The following is a 21,358-nucleotide window of genomic DNA, read 5'->3' as shown; positions in this document are numbered from 1 at the left end:
GCGTCACCCACGGAGCGAACATGCAGACTGGCGCCCGACTCGGCGCGAAGGCGGTCGTTGAGCGAACCGCCGTCAACACGCCCCTGATCGCGATCTTGGCGGTCGGCTTGGTCGTCCGGCTGTTGCTCCTGGGCAGCGAAGGCTTCCACAACGACATCGCGGCCTTCGAGTCGTGGGCGATCACGCTGCGCGACCACGCACCGTGGCAGTTCTACGCCAACTCCGGCTTCGCCGACTACCCGCCGGGCTATTTCATCATCGAGTGGGTGATCGGGCACGTCTACGGCGCGCTCTTGGCGGTGGTGGGGAACGATCCCGGCTACTCCCTGCTGCGCACGCTGGTGAAGCTGCCGGCGATCGCGATGGATCTCGTCGACGCGGCGGTCGTCTTCGCGATCGCGCGCCGCTGGGCCAGCCCGAAGGTCTCGCTGTGGGCGGCGGCGGCGCTGGCGCTCAACCCGGCCGCGATCTACATCTCGGCCGCATGGGGACAGATCGACTCGGTCTCGTGGGGGCTGGTGCTGATCGCGATCTGGCTGCTGTTGCGCTCGCAGGACGACCCGGCCACGAGCCGCTCGCTGACGATCTTGGCGTGGCTGGCGTTCGCGTTCTCGATCCTCATCAAGCCCCAAGCGGCGACGGTCGGGTTCATCATGCTGGCGTTCCCGTTCGCGACCACCGACGCCGCGACGCGCGCGCGCCGGCTGCGTGACGCCGCCGCCGGCGTCGGCGCCGGCCTCCTGTTCGGCCTGGCGGTCGCGCTGCTGTTCCATCCGGCACCGGACGTGGTGCCGTGGCTGCTCAAGCGCTACGCGTTCGGCAGCACCGTCTATCCGTACACCTCCGTCAACGCGTTCACGATCTACGTCCTGGTCCACAAGTATTGGCAGCCCGACACGCAGCCCCTGACGTTCTTCGGGCTCGCGCTGGGACCGCTCTGGGCTTGGGGCATCGCGCTGGTCGCGGCGGCGAGCGCGCTGGTCGTCGGACGCTACCTGCAGCGCCGCGACGAGCGCGCCTTCGTCGAAGGCGCCATGCTGCTGGCGTTCGCGTTCTTCGTGCTGGCCACGCGCATGCACGAGCGCTACGTCTACGGCGCGTTCCTGCTGGCGATTCCGCTCATCGGTCTGGGCCGCATCGGCATCTGGTCGACGATCACGCTGACGCTGACGATGGGCCTGAACCTGATCTACTCGCTCACCTATCAGACGGTGCTCGAGTCGAAGATACCGTTCCCCGGCGTGGACGCGTACGACCTGTGGCCGTTCTGGGGCCACTTCTTGCCGGCGCTCAACGTGCTGCTGTTCTTCGTGCTGGCGTTCCGGTATTTCGGCACCGAGACGGCGACCGCGGGCGCGACCGCCGCGCCGCCGCCGCAATTCGAAGTCGTCGTCCGCGACGCGATCCTCGCCGCCGCCGAGCGCGCTCGGCGCTGGTTCAGCCCGCGCGAGGGGATCGCCACCCTCACCCGGCTCGACGCGCTGCTGCTGTGCGGTTTCGTCGTCGTCGCGTTCGTGATCGCGGTGATCGGCTACTCGTGGCCGCACGAGCGGATCTTCGACGAGATCTACTTCGCTCGCGCCGGCGAAGAGTATCTGCGCGGCGTCAACCAGTTCGAGTGGACGCACCCGCCGTTCACCAAGCTCGTCATCGCGCTCTCGATGCTGCTGTTCGGCGGCCTGCACGGAGAGGGCAACACCTCGTACGGCTGGCGGTTCCTCAACATCGTGATCGGCGCACTCGAGGTCGGCGTCGTCTACGCGTTCGCCAAACGCCTCACCGCTTCGACGGTGTTCGCCGCCTTGGCGGCGCTGATGCTGACCTTCGACGGTTTCCACTTCGTCGAGTCGCGGCTGGCGACCGGCGAGATCACGATCGCGACCCTGATCACGGTCGTCCTCTACGCGCTCTACCGCTTGTGGCTGGCGACGCAGATCCGCATCCGCGCCATCGTTCCCGCGCGTTTCGGTTGGCCGTTCTGGATCACGCTGGCGATCGGTATCCCGGTCTCGATTATCTTCTCGTGGTGGGTCAACCTCGGACCGGCAAACCACATCAAAGAGATCGCCTCCGGTATCACCAGCGTCCCGTCCGATATTTCGCTGCGCAACCTCTTCTCGAACGTGCGGTGGACCGGGGTGTGGTCGCACATCCTGACGATCGATCCGTATACCGTCGCATTTCTGTACGCAATGCTCGGCATATACGTGCTCGCGCGCGTCATCGTGCCGCGCTTCTTGCCAACGCGCGGAAGCACGACGTCGTACGCGGACGGAACGCAAGCAGTTCCCGGCCAGAAGGGTACGGTTCTGCTCGTGCCGCCGCGCGCCGTCAACGATCCGGCGGAATTGAAGGTTACGACGACCCGCGACGGCGCGCTGCGCTACGCGACGCCGGACGGTACGGCCGATTTCACGCCCGACGGCATCATGCGCGTCGATGGCGCACCGGTCGTGAACGCGAAGCAACGCTGGATCTGGCTGACCGTACTCGCGATATCGGCCGGACTGCTCGTCGCAAGTAAGTGGAACGGCTTGTTCGACTTGATCGTCATCGCCGTCGTGCTCGGTGCGGTCTGGGCGCAACGCTACGTGCCCGGCCGCGCCCAATGGGGCAACCCGCGCGGGTTCACCCTGGACGCCGACGGTGCGGTGATCCTCTTTGCGGTAGCGACAGCCTATTGGGTCGCGTACATCCCGTTCTTCCTGCTCGGCCACAACTTGGCCGACATGTTGTACCTGCAGCAGCAGATGTTCTGGTATCACACCAGCAGCGTCTCCGCCGCGACCCACCCCTACGAATCGAAGTGGTGGCAGTGGCCGATCCTGCAGGTGCCGATCTCGTACTACTATTCGACCTTCGGCGCGCAACAGTCGCCCGGTGCGCCCGGCAGCGCGTGCTGCGTCGCCGAGATCTTGGCGCTGCCGAACCCGCTCGTCTTCCTGATGGGCTTGATCTCGGTGCCGTACGTCGCCTACCTCGCCTGGCAAGAGCGCGACAAAGGCTATGCGTTGCTGGTCGCGGCGTACCTGATCCAGTGGCTGCCGTGGACGCGCGCGCCGCGACTGCTCTTCGAGTACCACTTCTTCCCGAACCTGGTCATCATCGTGCTCTGCGACGCGATCCTGGTCCAGCGCTTCGTCCGCCGCCTACGGCCCGAACAGGTGAAGTGGTACCTGGGCGTCTTCGCCGCCGCCGTGGTAGCGCTGTTCGCGTTCTTCTATCCGGTCTTGGCCGGCACGAAGATCACCCACGACCAATGGTATGCGCGCATGTGGCCCGACGAGCTGCACATCCCGCACACCAGCTGGATCCTACCGCCGCACTAACTGCCCGTCATGTCATCACGACTTCGATCTGACCTGCGCATTGCGTAGTTCACCAAAAGGAATCCAACGAGCGCGACGGCGCCCCACAGGCCGGCGGAAACGCCTCGATGATAGTACGCCGCTACGACCGTCCCGACGCAGAAGAGCGGGATCGCGAGCCAACCGATCCAGTGGATTCGAACTCCTCGGCGACGTGCACTGCTGAGTGACCTCCCAAGGATGACGGCCATGACGGCAAACCAGATCGCGGCGAATGTCCAATATCCCATTGCTGTTGGCACCCTTTTATCCTGGTCGCACTACTTGCACAGGAACGTAATCGGGCCGTACGTCCACGAGCCTCCTCCGGCCAAGGTCAGAGGAGTATCCGCACTCGGCGAGACCACCACGGAATAGCCGGACGTATTGGCGCTGACGTTCGCCTCTAGCCCCTCGGTGCCGACCGTGAAGGTCCCGCTGTACGAACTGAGCACCTGGGCGTTCGTCTGTCCCCGGCTCGGGACGACTACGCCACCGAACGGTCCGACGCCGGCAGACGGAATAGTCGCTGTGGTATACCCGCCCGTTAAATAGACATTGCCGCCGTTGACCGTCACCGAAAATTGCATACCCTTGCCGAAGCCGCCGAAGTTCGCTTGAAGTCCAAATATGCCTGGGAAGTTCGCGCCGAGAGGCGTGCACTGGGTCGGCGTATATACAGTCGCCTTGGGAGGCGGATTCGGTTGTGGATTCGGCGCAGGTGGGTGGCGGAAATTACAATACTGCGCTGACCTTCTCGAAACCGACGATGCGCAGCCCGGTGCAGGATAGCCACCGCTGCCCGCGTCGCCAAAGCCCCATCCCGGCGAATAGTCTTCTGGCGGCGGTTCCTGCTGGCACGGTGCGCCTGTCGTCATTTCAGGTCCCCGCCGCGTGCTTTGCGGCTGCGCGCAGTCGTCGGCGACGCGTCTGTCAAGCAATGAAGCGCCGGACGGATTATTTCCTTGGACGAGGTACGGAGAGGGCTCACCGCCCGCGGTGGCGGTCGTGAGCGCTGACGGATTAAGTTGCGTTCCTTCCTCAGCGAGGTTGTATCCATCATCCATGAGGGCTATCGACGGATAGCTCGCTAGCGGCGTTGCGACGGTGGCGAAGCTGAACCCGGCCGACGCGGGCATCGGGTTGGCAGCAACGCATTGCTGATGCTGCGGATTGGGCGCCGTCCATGCCGAGTAGCCTGTCACGTTATGAGAGGCTGCCATATTGCCGAGCGGGTCACGATCGGCGACGTTCAGAACCGTCGTGTCGCTCGACGAGCCGGAGATCGTCCCGTCTTCGCCGACATGCACGCCTGCAAGCGCTCCGTTGAAATCTTCATAGAGCAGCGGGCCGTTTCCCCAGTGGTGGGTCGTGATGTTGCTTCCGCCCTCGAACGCAGTGCTGATGCTCTGCACTACGGTGCCTTCGGGCCCGTACACGTACTTCTCCAGTGACGACGTCCATCGCGTTTCGCCTCCAAGCCCTCGCAACGTCCGCGCGCCCGCGCCGCCGCAGTTCTGCGTCACATATGCCAAGTCGGCTTCACCACTGAGTAGACGATTCGCGGCGTCATATGTGAACGTTTGTCCTTGCGGCGCCGATACGAGGCGTCCGCCCGCGTCATAGCCGTAAGCCGAACCTCCAATTCCGATAACGGCACCGGTTCGCGCATCCCAGGCCTCCGTCGGATCCTGGATCAAGGTGCCGCCCTGGGGGGTGTAGCCAAACGCAGGCCACGCCTCGTACCCGTCCGCAGCGAAGCCATTCGGGGTGAACGACTCGCCCGTGAGCTCACCTCGAACATCATACGTGATGCCAACCTGCTCGCCACCATAGGCTTGATAGCCCGTCACGTTCCCTTCGTCGTCATGGGTGATTCCGGTATAGGAACCTTCGGGCACCTGAAGTGACGCTTCTTGACCATACTGATCGTAGGTCGCTGCAATCGACGGCGTCGGCCCGACGTCTGTCCGTTGTAACAATCGGCCTGCCGCCGTGTACGTATACGAGAAAGGCTGCGTTCCCCGATAATTCACTATCTGCTTCTGAAGCAGACCATCCGCTCGGTACGCATATTGAAGGAGCGTCGGCGTGGCTAACGTCTGCGACGACACGTAAACAGATTCCACAGAGCCGTCCGGATAGGGCACGTACTCGGTAATCGCGCTCCCCAAACTCGGCGGGTCTACCTTCGAAAACAGGTTACCCTCGAGATCGTAAGAGAAAGCCTCGACGCCAAGCGACGAGGACGTGATCGTCTTGACGGCGCCGTCGGCTCGATAGAGATACGACGTCGCTGGTGTGACACCGCCATCGCCCGAATATTGAACGGCGGCCACGTGCCCGAGCACGTCATATGCGTACGCCGTGACCTCATTTAGCGGATCCGTCATGGACGTTAGTTCACCGAGTGCACCACCGTTGTCGTACGCATAAGACGTTGCTTTCGGCGACTGTGCGCAAAAGATCGCGCCGCTTGCGCCGGCAAACGGGCACGGCGCAAACGAATAGGACGTGGTCACCCGCCCGAGCGGGTCGGACGACTGCATCGCGACGTCGAGCCATCCTTCCGTCGTGTATCGTTGCATGTCGAATACATTGCCGTGCGCCACGAGCTGAGTATTCGATGCGACGTTGCCCGCACCCTGACTGAGGTCGTAGAGATAACGAGTCAGCCACGGGGTTTCGCCGGACGTTGACGGCAGTTGTGTCTCGACGAGACGGTCGGCGCCGTCGTAAGTATTGACCGCAACGCCTGAGATGTTCCCATACCAACTGAACATCTGGATTGGATTACCATCCGGATCGAACGTATAGATGTTACTCACGCCACCAGCCCGCTGTGAAGGTCCTTCCATCGTGTACACCGTACCGTCCGGGCTCCGTTGGATGGTCGTTGTCGTATTCCAGCCAGCTTGACCGCCTGTCTTACCGCAGGATCCGGTTCCGGCGGAGGTATCGTCGGGGTCGGAGGACGTGAGTAGCCGCCCCATGGCATCGTATGTGTAGACCCAGTATCCGCTGCCTGTGTTCCGACAGCTCAGCCGACCTTGCGCGTCGTACCACATCTGCGCGCTAGGCTGTCGCAGTGTCCCGTCAGCCTGAGTGTACGATGTCCCGGTAACCGCCGTCGGCAGTCCGTAGTCACTACCGTTCTGTTGGGCCGGAGCGTACGAATACGTCCATTGATAGCCCGCTAGCGGCGCGCCGATGCCCGCCGTTGTTATGCCTTGAAGCTCGCCGCTTGGCTCGTAAGACGGATAGGTGTATTGGTATTGCCGCGCGTCTGCGGTTCCGCTAGGACATAGCGAATCGGTCGCCGCAGGGGGCGTGGCATTCCAGCTCAAGCCCAACAAATAGGTCGCGCGAGCGCTGCAAGCTGAAATTACGTTGTTGTACGCGTCGTATGAAAGGAGCATCGTTGGACGAATAGCGCCCTCCATTTCCGTTGTTGCGGATGTCTGCGGTCCGGCGATTGCTACCGGATTTCCACTGGCATCGTAGACGGCGTCGGTCTCGTTTCCTTGTGCGCTCACCATAGAAACTAAGTTGTTCTGCGCATCCCACCCTTGAGTGCTTGTCAAGGTCAGCGTGGAACTCACCTGAACTGACTGCTGAACCGTTCTTCCATTTGCGTCGAATGCAAACAACGTGTTGTGACCGTCGCTATCGGTCATCTGCGTCGCTCCGCTGTCGAAGGAGTACGCCGCAGTGTAGTAGCCGACGGCACCGGTTGCGGCCGACGGCTGTAAGAGCGTGTTCGTACCATCTGCAGGAGTGAAGTTTACGACCCCAACCGCTTCCATCGTCTGCGGTGTGCCGTTACCCGTATAGTTCGCCCAATACCGGTATGAACCGGATGCACCGCCGCTGGCGAGCCAGCGCGGGCTATATGCTGCCTGCATCCACGACGTGCCGGACCAGTAGCTGTATAACTCCGTAATCGTGCTGCCGTCACCATTGTTGCCAGGGCGAACCACTTCGTACAAGTCGCCCGACGCATCGTAGTAGTAGCGCACGATCTGGCCGTCAGGAAGCGTCATGCTCTGCAATAGCCAGTACGATCCCGACTGACCGTAGCTCAGGGTCGTCGTCTGGCCGGATTGCGTAGTGACCAACATTTGGGTAATGAGTGAGTTCGGCGCCGATCCGTTGCCCAGGATGTTCACCCCGGCCGCAGTGTAGTAATTGAACTGTGCCCACGTGTTGCGGTTACGACCGTAAATCATGTACAGACGCCCGGCCAGCGAGGCGTAGTTCGGGTAGTTCGTGGCTATGTTTGGGCTCCAGAAGTACAGCAGCGAACCATCCTTCTGGATCCACATGTAGCCACCGCCGCCATCGAAGACGAGTTGAGCGTGCTGACCCGCCGGAGGGTTCCAGCTACCCGTTCCGGACGGCGTGTAGTCGTATCGGGTGCCGCTGGCGTCGACAACCGTCCGCCGTTCGGTCCGTTCATGAGGTGGGCGTCGAACGTATTGGTCCATCCGTTACCGTAGAGGCTTGGATAACCCCCATCGGCGCCGGAGACGTTATGCGTGCTCTGCGAGTTGTACGTGCGCTGAAAAGGGACGATCCAGCCTGCGTTGGCGAGCTGCATGTCCGGTCTGACTTGCACGACAAGGTTGCCCGTCGCAGCATTGAGCAAAGAAGAACCGATGCCGTTCACCGAATCAGTAAAGAAACCCCACCACGGCGTACGCCCGGTTCCCGTATTTCCGGTGATTGTCGGTACGATCGGGTTTTGTGCGTTGATCGGCGTGGCCGTCGGCGCGGGCGTCGGCGTCATCGTCGGCTTTCCGACGCAGTTCGGGGAGACGACGCCCGATCCGCTGAGTTGCGGACACGTAATGTCGGGACTCGCCAGGCTGGTCGTATGATTCACCGTCATAGTTGATACGCGCGCAGCCGACGAACGGGGAACAGTCAGTATGCTGACGGGCGCATTTTGCTTCCGACGCATCGCCAATGGATCCAGGTGTGACTTGAAGTCCGGGTGCAACATACTCGTGGGTACAAATACACGCACCCCGCGCGCGCTGGGATGTTCCGGAGCGAGCGTAGGATGGTACGCCGACGCCGGAAGCGGCGTGACCTTTCGCACCGCGAGTGGCGGCGGCAATTCAACAACGCGACGCTCGCGCGACGACCCTCCGACGAGAGTCGTCATCGGCAGCACGCGCTGCGCGGGCGCCTGGCTGGTTGACGTCCCGTTCGATGGAAGGGTCAGCTCGCAGAAGAAAGATAAGGAAAGCAACGCCGCAACAACGGCTCGTGTGGGAGTTCGCACCCGATTCTCCTTCGTCCGCTACCGGCGACCGCGAGAAAGCAACGCCATTCTTACTTGCGACCGTAGCAACTCGGGTGCCCGGGGTCAACTAGCAAAATTGACTATCATAAGCGTGGGCGGCAACGCACTCCTCACTGGCGGTCGAGCACGCACATAACCTTCGTCCGCTGTCGTGATAAATTAGCAACTCCTCGTTAGTTGAAGACTCTACGTCGGCAAAGCCGGCGACGTGTAACGACGGCGCGAGTTGACCGGTCCGAAGGAGGTTGACCAATCTATCGAACGTGACCGTCTTACTGCATCAGTCGCGCCACGTGTCAGAGCCGGACCAACGCCCGCCGCAGCAACATCGTGGCGTTACCTCGCACGCGACGTCTAACACTTCTAGGCAACGATCGTGGGCTCAGTCGCCCACGCGCGGAGCATCATCTAGCGTGCCGGTTCGGCACGGGAGGGTTCGCGACGATCGGCATCGTCGCGATCGATTCAGCCGGCGCGCAAGCTCGGTAGTGGCACGGTCATCCGTCCGTCCGCTCCGGAGATCACGGGCGCGGGCTCGTCCCACGAGATCGTGTCCAGGCCGCGGCGATAGCACGCGACAAGCAGCTCTTGGATCGAGTGGACGCCGAACGCTGCTTCGATCTCGGCGATGTAGTTTCGGGCCGTGCCTTCTGAGAGCGAGCACAGCTCGGCAGCACGGCGCGGGCCGTGACCTTCGACGAGCCGTCGCAGGACGGCGCGCTTGGCGGGGGTGAGCGTGGCGACGGTCGGATCGTCGTACGCGCGCCGAGCGCGCCCCAGCCGCCGGGTGAGGAACGAGCACGGAAAGTGCGCGCGTACGATCGCGGCCGCGACGTCGAGGTAGGTGTCGACGCGCGAGGTCGGTGCGGGTTCCGTTTCGTCGAGCGCGATGAGCGTGAGCGTCGCACGCCAGAGGTGCTCCGTCTCGGTGTAGGCGTGATAGGCCGCGCGGAGCGACGCGCCCGCGGTGGCGGTGTCGCCGATCGCCCGGTGCAACACGCCGCACACGTAGCTCACCCGGGCGGGATCGCCGGAGATGCCACGCAGCTCCGTCAGCCGCTGGTAGGCGCCGAAGAACTCGTAGGCCGCAGCGGGGTCGACCTCGACGAGCGCCTCGACCAGCGCGAGCAGCGCGACGATCTCGTCGTCGCCCGCCTCGACCCAATCGAGGACTTGCGCTCGTTCGGCCGCGTCTTCCGCGTGCTCGCGCGCGGCGTCGTCGTTACGGAAGGCGCGCGCGATCGCGGCGCGGTTCGCCAGCGTGCGGACGCGCGCGTAGTCGCTGGGCGCGAGCCGATCGGCCCAGCGCGCGCAGGCGAACGCCGCTGCCGCGTCGCCGTCGTGCGCGAACTGCCAGGCGTCGGCGACCAGCGTCCCGGCGGCCAACCCCTGCAAGGTCGGCGAGGTCGAGACGTCGAGCCCAACGAGCTGCCGGCGCTCGCGATGCGTGCCGGCGATGACGACCGAGCGCAGCATCAGCTCCAGCGAGGCGACGCGATGGGCGAGCATCGCGACCAAATGGACGTCCTCGTCGCGCGCCGCGCTCGACGCGCGCAGCGCCGCGGAGAATTGTTCGAGCGCGCCGCGGTAGTCGCTGCGCACGGCGGCGTCCGTCCCCAGGTGAAGACCCGCGCGCGCAGCGTCGAGCGATGCGGCGCGCGCGGCAACGTCGCCCGCGCGCCCGGTCGTACGGGCGCGCGGGGAAATCGCTCGCGGAGAAGAGACCGAAAATCGACGTGCGCGCATACCCTGCTCGAACGGCACGATGGGACGGATTGTCCGACCGTGGTTCCTGAGAACCAGGCCCCTCCTCCTCCCGCCGACCGGGAAAGACCGGGACACGTGTCCTCTCCGTCTGGCTCAACTGCGCCGGGCGATGAAGGCCGCCAACTCGGAGCGGCTACGGAATCCCAGCTTGTCGTAGATCGAGGTGAGGTGCTTTTCGACCGTCTTCTGGCTCACGGCGAGGCGGCCGGCCAGCTCTTTGTTCGAGGTCCCGGCGGCGACTAGGGTCGCGATCTCCCATTCGCGCGGGGAAAGGCCGCCGCGGTCGCCCGCGGTGGGAGCCGCGGCGTGGGAGGCCAGTCGGCGCAGATCCGCGATCGCGCCCATGGCTCGAAATGCGACGCCGGCCCGGTCGCGCTCGCCGGCCAGTTCGGCACACCGGGCCGCGAGGTAGCGCCAGCCGCCGGCCAGGCAGCGCGCCTCGGCCTCGCGGGCGGCCGCCGCCGCTCCGCCGTCGTGCGCACCGGCAAAGGCGGCCAAGAGCGCCAAGGTGGCGTGAAACCACGGCGCGTCGCCGCGTTCCAGCGGCGCGGCGGCCGCGATCGCACGGTGGCGCAGCGCGCGATCGCCCAGCTCGGCGGCCGCCAACAGCAGATCGGTCGCGACCGCCGCGGGCGGCGCGGTGTCGAGCGCGCGGTTGAGATACGCGCGCGCCGCACCACGCTCGCCGGCCTGTGCCCGCCAGCGCGCGTAGGGGCCGGCGAACCGTCCGAGCGCGCTGGCGACGCCGCAGCGCAGCGCGAACTCCGGCATCTCGGGCGGCAACGCCCGTGCGATCAGCTCTTCGTCGCACATCGCGACGCCGAGCGCGAGCGCGACGGCCGCGACGCCCAGCGGCGCGATCGTATTCGGTTCGGGACTCGCGAGCGAACGTTCCACGACCTCGCGCGCGAGCGCGAATCGTCCGGCGCGCAGGTGGATCTGCGCGATCAGGGTGTTGGCCGTCATCGCCAGCGTCGTCAGACGCTGGCGCTCGAGCTGTTCGACCAGCGGCTCCAGCAGCGCCAGCGCGTCCTCGTCGAGGCCCAGCAGCGTGTAGCCGACGCCGGCGTTGAGCCGCGCGCGCACGCGGCGATCCGGATCGGCTTCGCGCACGGCGTCGAGGTAGCGGGTCGTCCGCTCGCGCAGCGCCGCCGTGTCGCCCGCCAGCGTCGCCGCATAACACAGTGCGTTCCAATAGATCGGCGCCGCGGTGCGGTCGTGCTCCGCGTCGCGCGCCTCCTGCAGCTGCGCCTCGGCCGCCTCGCGCTCGCCGCGATCCAGGTGCAGCATCGCGAGCGTCGCGCGCAGCATCGCACGTGCGCCCGCGTGCTCCGGACCGACCGTCGCCAGCGCGGCTTCCAGCACCTCGACGGCGCGCTCGGCTTCGCCGGCCAGGCGCAGCTCCGCGCTCAGCCGCTGGAACACCGCCGGCAGCCGCTCCGGCGCGCCGGCCCGCGCGTAGGCGTCGGCGGTGGCGGCGTGGAGCCGCACGGCCGCATCGACTTGACCGTCGCGCGTGCAGGCGATGCCGGCTTTTTCGAGCAGCCGCGCGCGGGTGAGATCGTCGGTCACACCGTCGAGGGCGCGCTCGTACGCGACGATCGCGTCGGCGTACCCGTGCAGCGCGTCGGCGACGTCGCCGGCACGCTCGTTGTAGCGCACGCAGCGCTCGTCCTCGCGCGCCGACCAGGCGTGCCAACCCAGCTCGGCGGCGTTGTCCTCGCCGCGCCGTTCGAGCTCGTCGAGGATGCGGCGGTGCAGCGGCCGCAGCTCGGGCAACAGCATCTCGCCGTAGATCGTCTCGCGGGTCAGCGCGTGGCGGAAGGCGTAGCCGACCGGCGGTCCCGGCAGCTCTTCGACCAGTTGCAGATCGCGGGCGGCGCGCAGCACCTGCAACACCTCGGCGGCTTCGCGCTGCGCGACCGCCGCCAGCAGCTCCGGCGCGAAGCGCCGTCCGATGACGGCCGCGAACGAGAGCACCTCGCGCGCGACCTCGTCGAGCTTGGCCAACCGCTCGAGCACCGCGGCGCGCACGGTCAGCGGCAGCTCGCGCGGGTCACGGCGCCGCCCGGACGGCGCCAAGGCCGCCTCGAGCAGCTCCTCGACGAAGAACGGATTGCCGTCGGAACGTTCGACGATCTCCTCGACCCGCCGGCGCGTGAGCGTGCGCCGCTCACCGAGCGCGCCCCGGATCAGCGCCCGCGTCTCGTCGCCGTCCAGCGGCGGCAGGTCGAGGCGGCGCGCGACGCGCTGCAAGCGCGCCAGCGAACCCGCCAACGGATGGTGCGCGTGAATCTCGTCGGTGCGGTAGGTCGCCACCACCAACAGCCGCATGGTCCCGACCGAACGCGCCAGGTGCTGCAGGAACGCGAAGGTCGCCTCGTCGGCCCAGTGCATGTCCTCCAGCACGACCACGACGTTGCGCCGCGCGCAGATCCGGTCCAGCGGAGCCTGCAGCGCCGCCAGTTGTTCGGCTTGCGTGCCTGCCGCGGCCAGCGGTTCGGGCGCCCCCAGCGCGCGCAGCGCTTCGACGACGCCCGCGTAGGGCAGGTTCGCGAATTCGGCGAACGCGCCGCTCCCGACCGCGGCCCGGCCGTTGCTCACGGTCTCGCGCAAGGCGCGCAACAGCCGCGTCTTGCCGATCCCCGCGTCGCCGCCCAGCAGCACCAGCGCGCCGTGGCCGCGCGCGGCGGCGCGCTGCAAGTCGACCAGCGTCTCGAGCTCCGCGCGCCGGCCGATCAGCTCCTTGCAAACGACGAGTTGCGCGGGCATACGGCCGCGGCGTGCTTCCGCGTCGCTTCACGAGCCCCTGCGCAGCGCGTCGCTTTGCTCAGGAGCCGTGCGCGTGCCGCCGCGTCGGTGACGCCGTCGAGCGCGCGTTCGTACGCGCGCAGCGCGTCGGCGTGCGCGCCCAGCGCCACGGCGTCGTCCCCGGCGCGCTCGTTGTAGCGCAAGCAGCGAGCCGCGTCGCGCGCGACCCAGGCGTGATGGCCCAGGAAGGTGACGTCGTCGGCCCCCTGCGCCTCCAGCGCTTCGACGATGCGGCGGTGCAGCGGTCGCAGCTCGATCGCCAACAGCTCGCCCTGGACCGCCTCGCGCGTGAGCGCGTGACGAAACGCGAAGGCCGGGACCGGGCCCGGCACGTCGACGATCAGGCGCAGCTCGGCGGCGGCCGAGAGGATGGCGACGACGTCGCGCGGCCGGCACCGCGCGATCGCCGCCAGCAACTCGACGCCAAACGCGCGGCCGAAGACCGCCGCGCACGCCAGCACGGCGCGGTCGGCGAGATCGAAGGCGCTCAGCCGGCGCACCACGGCCGCACGCACCGTCGCGGGCGCCGGTGCGCCGCCCGCCCGCGGCGCATACCCGCCGGCCACCAGCTCCTCGGCGAAGAACGGGTTGCCCTCGCTGCGCGCGACGATCGCCGCCAACTGCGCGGGCGCCAACGCCTGCGGGCCGGCGGCCTCGCGCGCCAGCGCGGCCGTCGCGCCGGCGTCGAGCGGCGCGAGCTCCAACCGGCGCACCGCGGGCTCGTGCGCCAGTCGGGCGAAGAACGGCGCCGCGGGATGCCGGCGGTGAAGCTCGTCGCTGCGCACCGTCGCGACGAGCAGCAGCCGCAGCGCGGCGGCGCAGCGGCTCAGGGTCAACAGCAGCTCGAGCGACGCATCGTCGGCGGCTTGCACGTCCTCGAGCAGCACGACCGCGGTGGCGCGTTCGGTCGCCTCCGCCAGCCGCTCGAAGAGCAACCGATCGTGAGCGGGCGACGCCCGCCCGCCGGCGCGGCGGGCGGCGACGCCGAGCTGGCGCAGTGCTTGCGCCAGCCCCGCGTACGGTGCGTTCGCGAACGGTTCGTACGCGCCGGTCGCGAGAGCGACCTCGCAGTCCTCGATCGCCTCGCGGAACGCGTGCAGGAGATGCGTCTTGCCGATCCCGGCCGGCCCGTCGAGGAGGACGAGGCCGCCCCGGCCCAACGCCGCGGCGGTCGTCCAGTCGATCAAGGTCGCGAGCTCGGCCGCACGGCCGATCACGCTACGGCCGTGCGATCAGCGCGCGGAACTCGGGGCCCGGCTGCGCCGGGACGTCGCTGCCCCAGATCGTGCCGTCCCCGCGCAGGAAGTTGTACTCGTAGCGGTCGTCCAGCGTGATCGTCGTCTTCGGGTTCTCGGGATCGACGACGTCCTGCTGACCGCGCACCGCGTACTCGTCGTAGTGTTCGATGGCATGAAACGTGGTGGCGCTGTTTTGCCAGTACGTGTCGCTGATGATCTTCGAGATCTGATTCCCGGTTTGCGTCGTGATCGCGCTGATGTGCGTCATCGTGTCGTTGTTCGCGTTCGCCCAGGCGGGATCGATGCGAAACGTGGCCGCCGCGTGCTGCAGGGCGGCCTGCGCTTGCGGTGCGAGGTCTTGCACCGCGACGTAGTCGAGCAGGTACTGCACGTTCCAGATCCCCGCACCGTCCATGACGGTGCGCTGCGTTCCGGCGAAGACGTAGCCGCGGGCCGGCACGCCGCCGATCGTGCACGAGAAGGCGACCTCGCCGGCCGAGACGCGCACGGGCAAACCGTATTGGGCATAGGTTCCGTTGAGCGCCGCGACCGCGTCGGCCCGCGTACGCGACTGCTCGATCCGCAGGTTGCCGCAGACGCGGCCGAAGTGGCGCTGCGCGTACTGCCGCGCGAAGGTCGCGCCTTCGACGAACGGTTCGAGGATCAGCGTCGCGCCCGCCGTTCGGTAGGGGCTCCCCGCGCGCATGCCGGCCATCTGCGTGCCGGCGTTGGGCAGCTCGAAGTACGGGATATCGGCGTCGCCGCTCTCGATGACCGCCTTGCCGGGCGAGGTCGCGCTGAAGGCGGGCCGGATGTCGACCGGCGCGCGCCGATTCGCGCCGCCGGCCGGGCGCCACTGCGCGGGCAGCTCGACCGAGAACATGCTCTCCTGCGGGTCGCGGAACGTCGCGTAGCGCAGCTGCGCGCTCGCACCCGTGCCCGCCGCCGGCGGCAAACCACGCGCGCTGTCGGGCGCGGGCACGACGTGGTAGCTCAGGAACACCTCGCCGATCTGGAGGCGGTTGCGCAACAGCCCCATCGGCGTACCGGTCTCCGCGTAGAGCCAGCCGACGCCCAGCTGCGGGGCGTTGGCCCAGGTGAAGAACGCCTTGCCGCCCCGCGCGCCGCCGCCGGTGAGCGTGACGATCGAGGAGCCGGCCGCGCGCGGCGCCTCCCACGTCACCTGCGCGTCCGCGTCGTGGGCCAGCGCGGCGGCGGCGCCGCCGTCGAGCCGACCGGGGCGCACCAGCGCCCGGATGACGGCGCGCGTCCCGTCGGGAGCGGTCAGCGTCGCGCGCAGCGCGTGGTCGTCGTACTGGAGGTTCCAGCCCGGCGGCACGTCGACGACGTAGCCGCGCGGGTCGCGGTGGGTGGTCCAGCCGTCGGCCGCGCGTACCGGGGCCGGAGCGCCCGCGGTCAGGACCAGGGCCAGAAACGTGCCGAGCGGGCGAACGAGGCGATGGAGCGGGTTCATCGGGCACCTCCGGGGATCGGGCTCGACCCCAGGATAGGTGGGCCCGCCCCCGCCCGGCAGATGGGAAAACCCTACCCCTCGGCGCGCGCGACCCGCTCTGCTCGGCGCAGCACGAGCCCCGCGGCGGCGCAGACCGCCGTGCAGAGCAGCATCAAGACCGAGCCCGCCAGACCGCCGCGCGTCACGCCCAGCGCCCCGACCAGCAGCGGACCGGCGACCTGGCCGAGGCTCGAGCCCTGCACGACCAGTCCTTGGGTGCCCGCCAGCAAGCGCGGGGCCGGCGCGTAGAGCGGCACCGAGGCCATGACCGCGGCCGGGATCGTCCCGCCGCCCAGCGCGGCGACGAAGGCCGCCGCGTAGCGGCCCGGCAGCGGCAAGCCGCGGGCGTACAACAGCGCGGCGCCCAACCCCATCACCGCCGCCGCGACCACCATCACCGACCAGCGCGGCAGCCAGCGCACCGCGATCCCGCCGGCGATGTTGCCGGCACCGTTGGCCAGCACGACCAGCGCGCTGGCGGTCGCGGCGGTACCGAGCGCCGCGCCGCCGGCGACGAGCATCGTCGGCAAGAAGCCGACCAGCGCGAGATAGGTGGCGGTGTAACCGCCGAATCCGATTGCGAGCACGAGCGCGTTGCGCGCGCGGCCGAGCGCGCGTATTTCTTCGCCGACCGGCGCGCGGTCCGGCGCCGGCGCGCGCGGAGCGGCGAGCGCGGCGCACGCCGCCGCGAGCAGCGCGGCGACGGCGGCGCACGCGAACCAGACGGCGCGCCAACCACCCAGCGCGACCAGCGCCGGCGCCGCGAACAGGACCACCGCCGAGCCGACCGGCACGTAACAGCTCCACAAGCCGAGCGCGAGCCGTCGATCGCGCGGCGCGCTCGACGCGACGATCAGCGGCGGAACGGCCACGATCACGGCGAGAAAGCCGATGCCCTCGACCACGCGCGCCGCCAGCAGGCCGGCGGCGCCGCGCGCGAACCCGCCGGCCGCGCCCGCCAGCGCGATCGTCACGAGCCCGGCCGCCAGCGCGCGGCGGTGCCCGATCCGGTCGGCCAGCACGCCGAACAGCGTTCCGGCCAGCGCGCCCAGCCCCGAGATCGCGGCCACCAGCGCGCCCGCCGCCAACCCGCTCAAGCGCAGCTCGTCGCGCAGCAGCGGCAACGCGACGGGGACCTTGCCGACGCCGAACGCGGCGACGACGCCGGTCAGGATCAGCAGCGTGACGCGCGGCCAGCGCGTCACGCCGGCGCGATCAGCTCGAAGTCGCGCGCGGCGGCCCGCCACGCGTCCGGAACCGCGATCGAGCGCTCGACGTCGTAGTCGAACGCGACCAGCGTCGCCAGCGAACGGAACACGCGCCGCTCTTGCGCGATCGACCACGCCGCGGTCTCGAAGTCGAACGACTTGGTGCCGAAGCGCAACAACCGTCCGCCGACGATCACGCGCTCGCGGTACTTCACCGGCGACTCGTAGTGCAACTCGTGCTTGGCCAGGATCATCCCGGTCGAGCCGGCGATGTCGCGCCCGAGCACGTCGGCGAAATAGAGCGAGCGAATCGTCTCGGCCCAAACGGCGTAGCGAACGTTGTTGACGTGGCGGAGCATGTCGATCTCACCGAGCTCGACCTCGCGCTCGCGACGCAGCGCGTAGGTGGACTCGAAATCCGCGAGGGTCATCGGGCGCTCGTTTCCCGTGTCCGCGGGCGAACTCCCACCCGGGCTCGACCGTCCGCTTCGAGGGACGGCCGAGTGGGTAGAAAGGCCGTCGAATGTCTTCATCCGCATCGAAAGGCAGGTAGCCGTGGCTGGAATTCTCTGGACCGTCATCGTCATCTTGTTCGTACTCTGGCTGATCGGATTCGCCGTCCACATCGGCGGCGGCCTGATCCACCTGTTGCTCGTCGTGGCGCTGGTGCTGCTGGTGATCAACCTGCTCACCGGTCGCGGAGCGCGCGTTTAGCCACCTGCGGCGACGGCCCGGGCGGGGAGAAACGCCCCGCCCGGCCGACGCCTCCGGGTCACCAGTGCGGGCGCAGCGCCGCGATCTCGTCGACGGGTAGACGGCGCACGTCGCGGCCGTGCAGCAGCAGCTGCACCTTCGCCGCCGCTTCGATCTCGATCACGGCCGCGACCGCGTCGGCCAGCGTGGGCGCGGCGACGAGCGGCCCGTGGTTCGCCAGCACGATCGCCGCCGCGTCGCGTGCGCGACGCGCGACCGCGTTCGCCAACGCCGCCGATCCCGGTCGCGCGTAGGGCGCGAGCACGACCCGCCCGGCGCGCATCGCCGCGTACGGCGTGAGCGGCGTGAGCACGTCGTCGGGATCCACGTCGGCCAGGCACGCCAACGCGACCGCGTACGTCGAGTGCACGTGCACGATGGCCTGTGCCCGCGGCCGCTCGCGATAGACCGCCAGGTGCAGCGGCGCTTCTTTCGTCGGGGCGTCGCCGCCGATGTGCGCACCCTGCTCGTCGAGCACCGCGAGGCGCTCGGGTGCGAGGGCGCGCAGCGCCACGTTGGTCGGGCTCATCACAAAGCCGCCGGCGACGCGCAGCGAGACGTTGCCCGACGTGCCCGGGGTCAACCCTTCGTCGAATAACGTGCGGCCGGCCGCGCACAGCGCCTGCGCGGCCTCGTGTTGCGCCGGCGTCACGCGCTCTGGGCGAACGCGCGCACGAAGAAGTCCTCGCCGCCGAAGTTCCCGGACTTGAGCGCCAGCGCGACGGGCCGTTCGTCGAGGGTCGCCGTCCACGGTACGCCGGGATCGATCTGCGGGCCGATGCGCAGCGCGTCGACGTGCAGTCCGGCGACGACGGCGCCCGACGTCTCGCCGCCGGCGACGACGAAACGGGCGACCCCGCGCCGGCGCAGCCCGCGCGCGATCGCGGCCAGCATCCCTTCGACGAGCTCGCCGGCTCCGGCGACCCCGTACCGGCGCTGGTTCTCGGCGACGCGCGCCGGCGCGGCCGACGCCGCGATCAGGATCGGGCGCTCGCCCAGTGCGCCGTCGGCCCATTGCAGCGCTTCGTCGACGCGCCGCTGCGGATCGTCGAGCGATCCCGCCCCCAGATCGAACACCGGCAATCGCTCGCGGGCGTAGGCGATCTGCGCTTGCGTGGCCTGCGAGCAGGAGCCGGCCAGAATCGCCGCCGGTCCGCTCTGCGGGACCGCGACCGCGCCGTCCTCGCCGCGGGGGCGCACGCCGAGCGCCGCCGGCAAGCCGAGCGCGATCCCCGAGCCGCCGCACAGCAGCGGCAAGCCCGCGTCGAGCGCGGCGCCCCCGATCGCGCGCAGATCGTCGTCGGCGACGGCGTCGACGATCACGTGCCGAGCTCGCTCGGCGTCCCACGTCCCGAGCGTTCGCGCCAGTGCCGGCCGGCCCGCTCGCACGGTGGCGAAGTCGACGCGCCCGACCGGTCGCGGCGTCTGGCGCTGCAGCACGCGCACGAGGTTGGCGTCGTGCATCGGGTTGAGCGGATGGTCGCGCATCCCCGACTCCGAGAGCAGCACGTCGCCGACGAACAGGTAGCCGGCGAACACCCGCCGCCCGGTGGCGGGAAACGCCGGGCAGTGCACGGTGAACGCGGTGTCGAGCCGCTCGCGCAGCGCCTCGGCGACCGGACCGATGTTGCCGGCGTCGGTCGAGTCGAACGTCGAGCAATACTTGAAGACGAACGCGCGCGCCCCCCGAGCGCGCAGCGCCTCGAGCGCGTCGAGCGACTGCGCCACCGCGTCGGGCGCGGCGATCGAGCGCGTCTTGAGGGCGACGACCAGAGCTTGCGCGTCGCCGTAGTCGCGGTCGGATCGCGGTGCGCCGATCGTCAGCACGGTGCGCATGCCGCCCAGCACGAGCGTGTTGGCGATGTCGCCGGCACCGGTGAAGTCGTCGGCGACGACCCCCAGCGACAGCGGCGCCGCGTTCACGGCTGGAGCTGGCGCAGCACGGCGCTGACCGTCGCGAACGCTTGCGCGGCGAACCGCTCGCTCTCGCCTTGCTGCAGGAACTCCATCGCCAGCCAGCCGTCGTAGCCGGTGGCCTTGAGCGTCGCCAGCAGGTCCATCCAGTTGAAGCTGCCGGTCCCCGGCGCGCCGCGGGTCGAGTCGCTGATCTGCACGTAGCTCATCAGCCCGCTACGCGCGCCTTCGACCAGCGAGGCGACCAGACTGCGCTCCTCGAGCGCCTGATGGTGGAAGTCCGCTTCGAACGTCAGCGCGCGGGTGTCGAAGCTGCGAATGAACGCCACCGTCTCGGCGATCGTGTTGAGCGTGTCGCCGACGTACTTCGTCTGCGGCTCGAGCACGATTCGCACGCCCAGCGACTCGGCCAACGGCAGCAGCTCCTCGAGCGCGGCGCGAAAGGCGGCGAAGAACTGCTCGCGGCCGCCGGCGATCGCGGTCGACCCGCGAAAGCGCCCGATGCTGGCGTCGACGCCGTACTCGTGCGCGAGCCGCACCACCGACGCGAACCGGTCGATCGCGCGCCGCCGCACGACCGGGTCGGCCGCCGTCAAGAACAGCTTGTCGCTGGCACCGATCGAGCCGGTGCTCACGCCGGTGATCGCGATCCCGGCGTTGCGCGCCAGCGCGGCGATCGCGGCGTGGTCGAAGGCGCCGGGATCGCGCACCTGCAGCTCGACGCCGGCGTAGCCGATCTCGGCGATGCGACCGATCACGTACGCCGGCTCGCCGTGCCAGCACAGCGCCATCGGCTGCGCTTCCGGCGTCGTCATCATGTAGGCCAGCTTCACGCGGGGACTCCCAGCGCCACGCGCAGCGCCTGCGCGGCCAGGCGTGGGCTGCTCAGCACGCGCTCGCGATCCGCCGCCGGTATCTGGGGCGCGACGCGCGCCATGCTGGCCTGCGCGAGCAGCACGAGGTCGGTCTGGGCAAGCAGCGACGGCAGCGCGTCGAGGACGATCCGATCGTGTTCCGCCGGCTCGCCGCGCCGCAGCGCGTCCATCGCCAGCGGGTGCAGGCTCGGCACGATCTCGATCGTCTTCTCCTGCGCGCGGGCCTCACGCGCGAGCAGCTCGCGCTGTTGCTCGAGCCCGGCCGCGAACGTCGCCAGCACGCCGATGCGTCGCGCGCGCGCGACCGCCGTCTCGACCATCACCTGGTCGACCGCGAACATCGGCGTATCCGGGAAGCGCCGGCGCGCCTGCGGCAGCATCGTCGAGTAGGCGGTGCAGGTCAGCAGGATCGCGTCGGTCGGCGCCGCGACCGCGAGCCCGAGCAGCGCCAGCATTCGCTCGACGCAGGCGCGGTCGACGCCGCCGCGCCGTTCGGCTTCGGTGCTCAAGCCTTCATCGAGCAGATTGCGGATCTGCACGTTCGGGATCGCCTCGGCCAACGCGTCGCGCATCGGCGCGAGCGCCGGGAGGACGGCATGCACGAGGGTGACGGTCGGCACG

Annotated in this window: 14 protein-coding genes; 3 read left to right on the top strand and 11 right to left on the bottom strand. The window is 68.8% G+C overall.

Annotated features, from left to right (window positions below; translation table 11 throughout):
- Positions 1–20: 20 nt before the first annotated feature.
- The gene (locus VMD91_04255; GenBank protein HTW83269.1) at positions 21–3,329 is read left to right on the top strand and encodes a phospholipid carrier-dependent glycosyltransferase; all 3,309 of its coding nucleotides are present in this window, start codon (positions 21–23) and stop codon (positions 3,327–3,329) included.
- 299 nt (positions 3,330–3,628) lie between these two features.
- On the opposite strand, the gene VMD91_04250 is transcribed toward VMD91_04255, so the two are convergent.
- Complete coding sequence (locus tag VMD91_04250; protein HTW83268.1) at positions 3,629–7,834, bottom strand: hypothetical protein; 4,206 nt, start codon at positions 7,832–7,834, stop codon at positions 3,629–3,631.
- 171 nt (positions 7,835–8,005) lie between these two features.
- On the opposite strand from VMD91_04250, the gene VMD91_04245 reads away from it, so the two are divergent.
- Positions 8,006–8,227 (top strand): hypothetical protein, encoded by a 222-nt coding sequence (locus VMD91_04245; GenBank protein HTW83267.1) that lies wholly within the window; start codon positions 8,006–8,008, stop codon positions 8,225–8,227.
- A gap of 896 nt (positions 8,228–9,123) precedes the next feature.
- Here VMD91_04245 and VMD91_04240 read toward each other — a convergent pair.
- From VMD91_04240 to VMD91_04215, 6 genes are all read right to left on the bottom strand, one after another.
- Positions 9,124–10,260, bottom strand: coding sequence for a hypothetical protein (locus VMD91_04240; GenBank protein ID HTW83266.1), 1,137 nt, complete (start codon positions 10,258–10,260; stop codon positions 9,124–9,126).
- Positions 10,261–10,518: 258 nt separating this feature from the next.
- Complete coding sequence (locus tag VMD91_04235) at positions 10,519–13,197, bottom strand: AAA family ATPase (GenBank protein ID HTW83265.1); 2,679 nt, start codon at positions 13,195–13,197, stop codon at positions 10,519–10,521.
- Positions 13,164–14,453 (bottom strand): AAA family ATPase, encoded by a 1,290-nt coding sequence (locus VMD91_04230; GenBank protein HTW83264.1) that lies wholly within the window; start codon positions 14,451–14,453, stop codon positions 13,164–13,166. Before VMD91_04230 ends, VMD91_04235 begins: the two co-directional genes overlap by 34 nt.
- A gap of 1 nt (position 14,454) precedes the next feature.
- Entirely contained in the window at positions 14,455–15,948 is a 1,494-nt protein-coding gene (locus VMD91_04225; protein HTW83263.1) for a hypothetical protein, read from the bottom strand.
- A 71-nt stretch (positions 15,949–16,019) separates the two neighbouring features.
- Positions 16,020–17,192 carry an MFS transporter gene (locus tag VMD91_04220; protein HTW83262.1) on the bottom strand — a complete coding sequence of 391 codons (1,173 nt, stop codon included), beginning with the start codon at positions 17,190–17,192 and terminating at the stop codon, positions 16,020–16,022.
- A complete protein-coding gene (locus VMD91_04215; protein HTW83261.1) occupies positions 17,189–17,626 on the bottom strand; it encodes an acyl-CoA thioesterase in 438 nt (145 codons plus the stop codon). Before VMD91_04215 ends, VMD91_04220 begins: the two co-directional genes overlap by 4 nt.
- A 124-nt stretch (positions 17,627–17,750) precedes the next feature.
- On the opposite strand from VMD91_04215, the gene VMD91_04210 reads away from it, so the two are divergent.
- On the top strand, positions 17,751–17,909 hold the full coding sequence (locus VMD91_04210) for a lmo0937 family membrane protein (GenBank protein HTW83260.1): 159 nt from the start codon (positions 17,751–17,753) through the stop codon (positions 17,907–17,909).
- A 58-nt stretch (positions 17,910–17,967) separates the two neighbouring features.
- Here VMD91_04210 and VMD91_04205 read toward each other — a convergent pair whose 3' ends face one another.
- The 4 genes from VMD91_04205 to VMD91_04190 are packed head-to-tail and all read right to left on the bottom strand — an operon-like array spanning position 17,968 to position 21,357.
- Positions 17,968–18,600, bottom strand: coding sequence for a class II aldolase/adducin family protein (locus VMD91_04205; GenBank protein HTW83259.1), 633 nt, complete (start codon positions 18,598–18,600; stop codon positions 17,968–17,970).
- The gene (gene otnK, locus VMD91_04200; protein ID HTW83258.1) at positions 18,597–19,871 is read right to left on the bottom strand and encodes a 3-oxo-tetronate kinase; all 1,275 of its coding nucleotides are present in this window, start codon (positions 19,869–19,871) and stop codon (positions 18,597–18,599) included. Before otnK ends, VMD91_04205 begins: the two co-directional genes overlap by 4 nt.
- Positions 19,868–20,695, bottom strand: a complete 828-nt coding sequence (locus tag VMD91_04195) for a sugar phosphate isomerase/epimerase family protein (GenBank protein ID HTW83257.1) — start codon at positions 20,693–20,695, stop codon at positions 19,868–19,870. The genes otnK and VMD91_04195 overlap by 4 nt, the downstream gene beginning before the upstream one ends.
- Entirely contained in the window at positions 20,692–21,357 is a 666-nt protein-coding gene (locus tag VMD91_04190) for an aspartate/glutamate racemase family protein (protein HTW83256.1), read from the bottom strand. Before VMD91_04190 ends, VMD91_04195 begins: the two co-directional genes overlap by 4 nt.
- Position 21,358: the final 1 nt, after the last annotated feature.

The organism is Candidatus Sulfotelmatobacter sp., assembly GCA_035504415.1.
Taxonomy (GTDB): Bacteria; Vulcanimicrobiota; Vulcanimicrobiia; order Vulcanimicrobiales; family Vulcanimicrobiaceae; genus Vulcanimicrobium.
The sequence above is the reverse complement of the archived record's forward strand: the minus strand, read 5'-3'. Positions and strand labels throughout refer to the sequence as shown.

Coding starts and splice junctions, on each gene's coding strand:
- VMD91_04215 (HTW83261.1), bottom strand. CDS start 17,626: ATGACCCTCGCGGATTTCGAGTCCACCTACGCGCTGCGTCGCGAGCGC.
- VMD91_04250 (HTW83268.1), bottom strand. CDS start 7,834: ATGGACCAATACGTTCGACGCCCACCTCATGAACGGACCGAACGGCGG.
- VMD91_04245 (HTW83267.1), top strand. CDS start 8,006: ATGCCGTTCACCGAATCAGTAAAGAAACCCCACCACGGCGTACGCCCG.
- VMD91_04235 (HTW83265.1), bottom strand. CDS start 13,197: ATGCCCGCGCAACTCGTCGTTTGCAAGGAGCTGATCGGCCGGCGCGCG.
- VMD91_04225 (HTW83263.1), bottom strand. CDS start 15,948: ATGAACCCGCTCCATCGCCTCGTTCGCCCGCTCGGCACGTTTCTGGCC.
- VMD91_04255 (HTW83269.1), top strand. CDS start 21: ATGCAGACTGGCGCCCGACTCGGCGCGAAGGCGGTCGTTGAGCGAACC.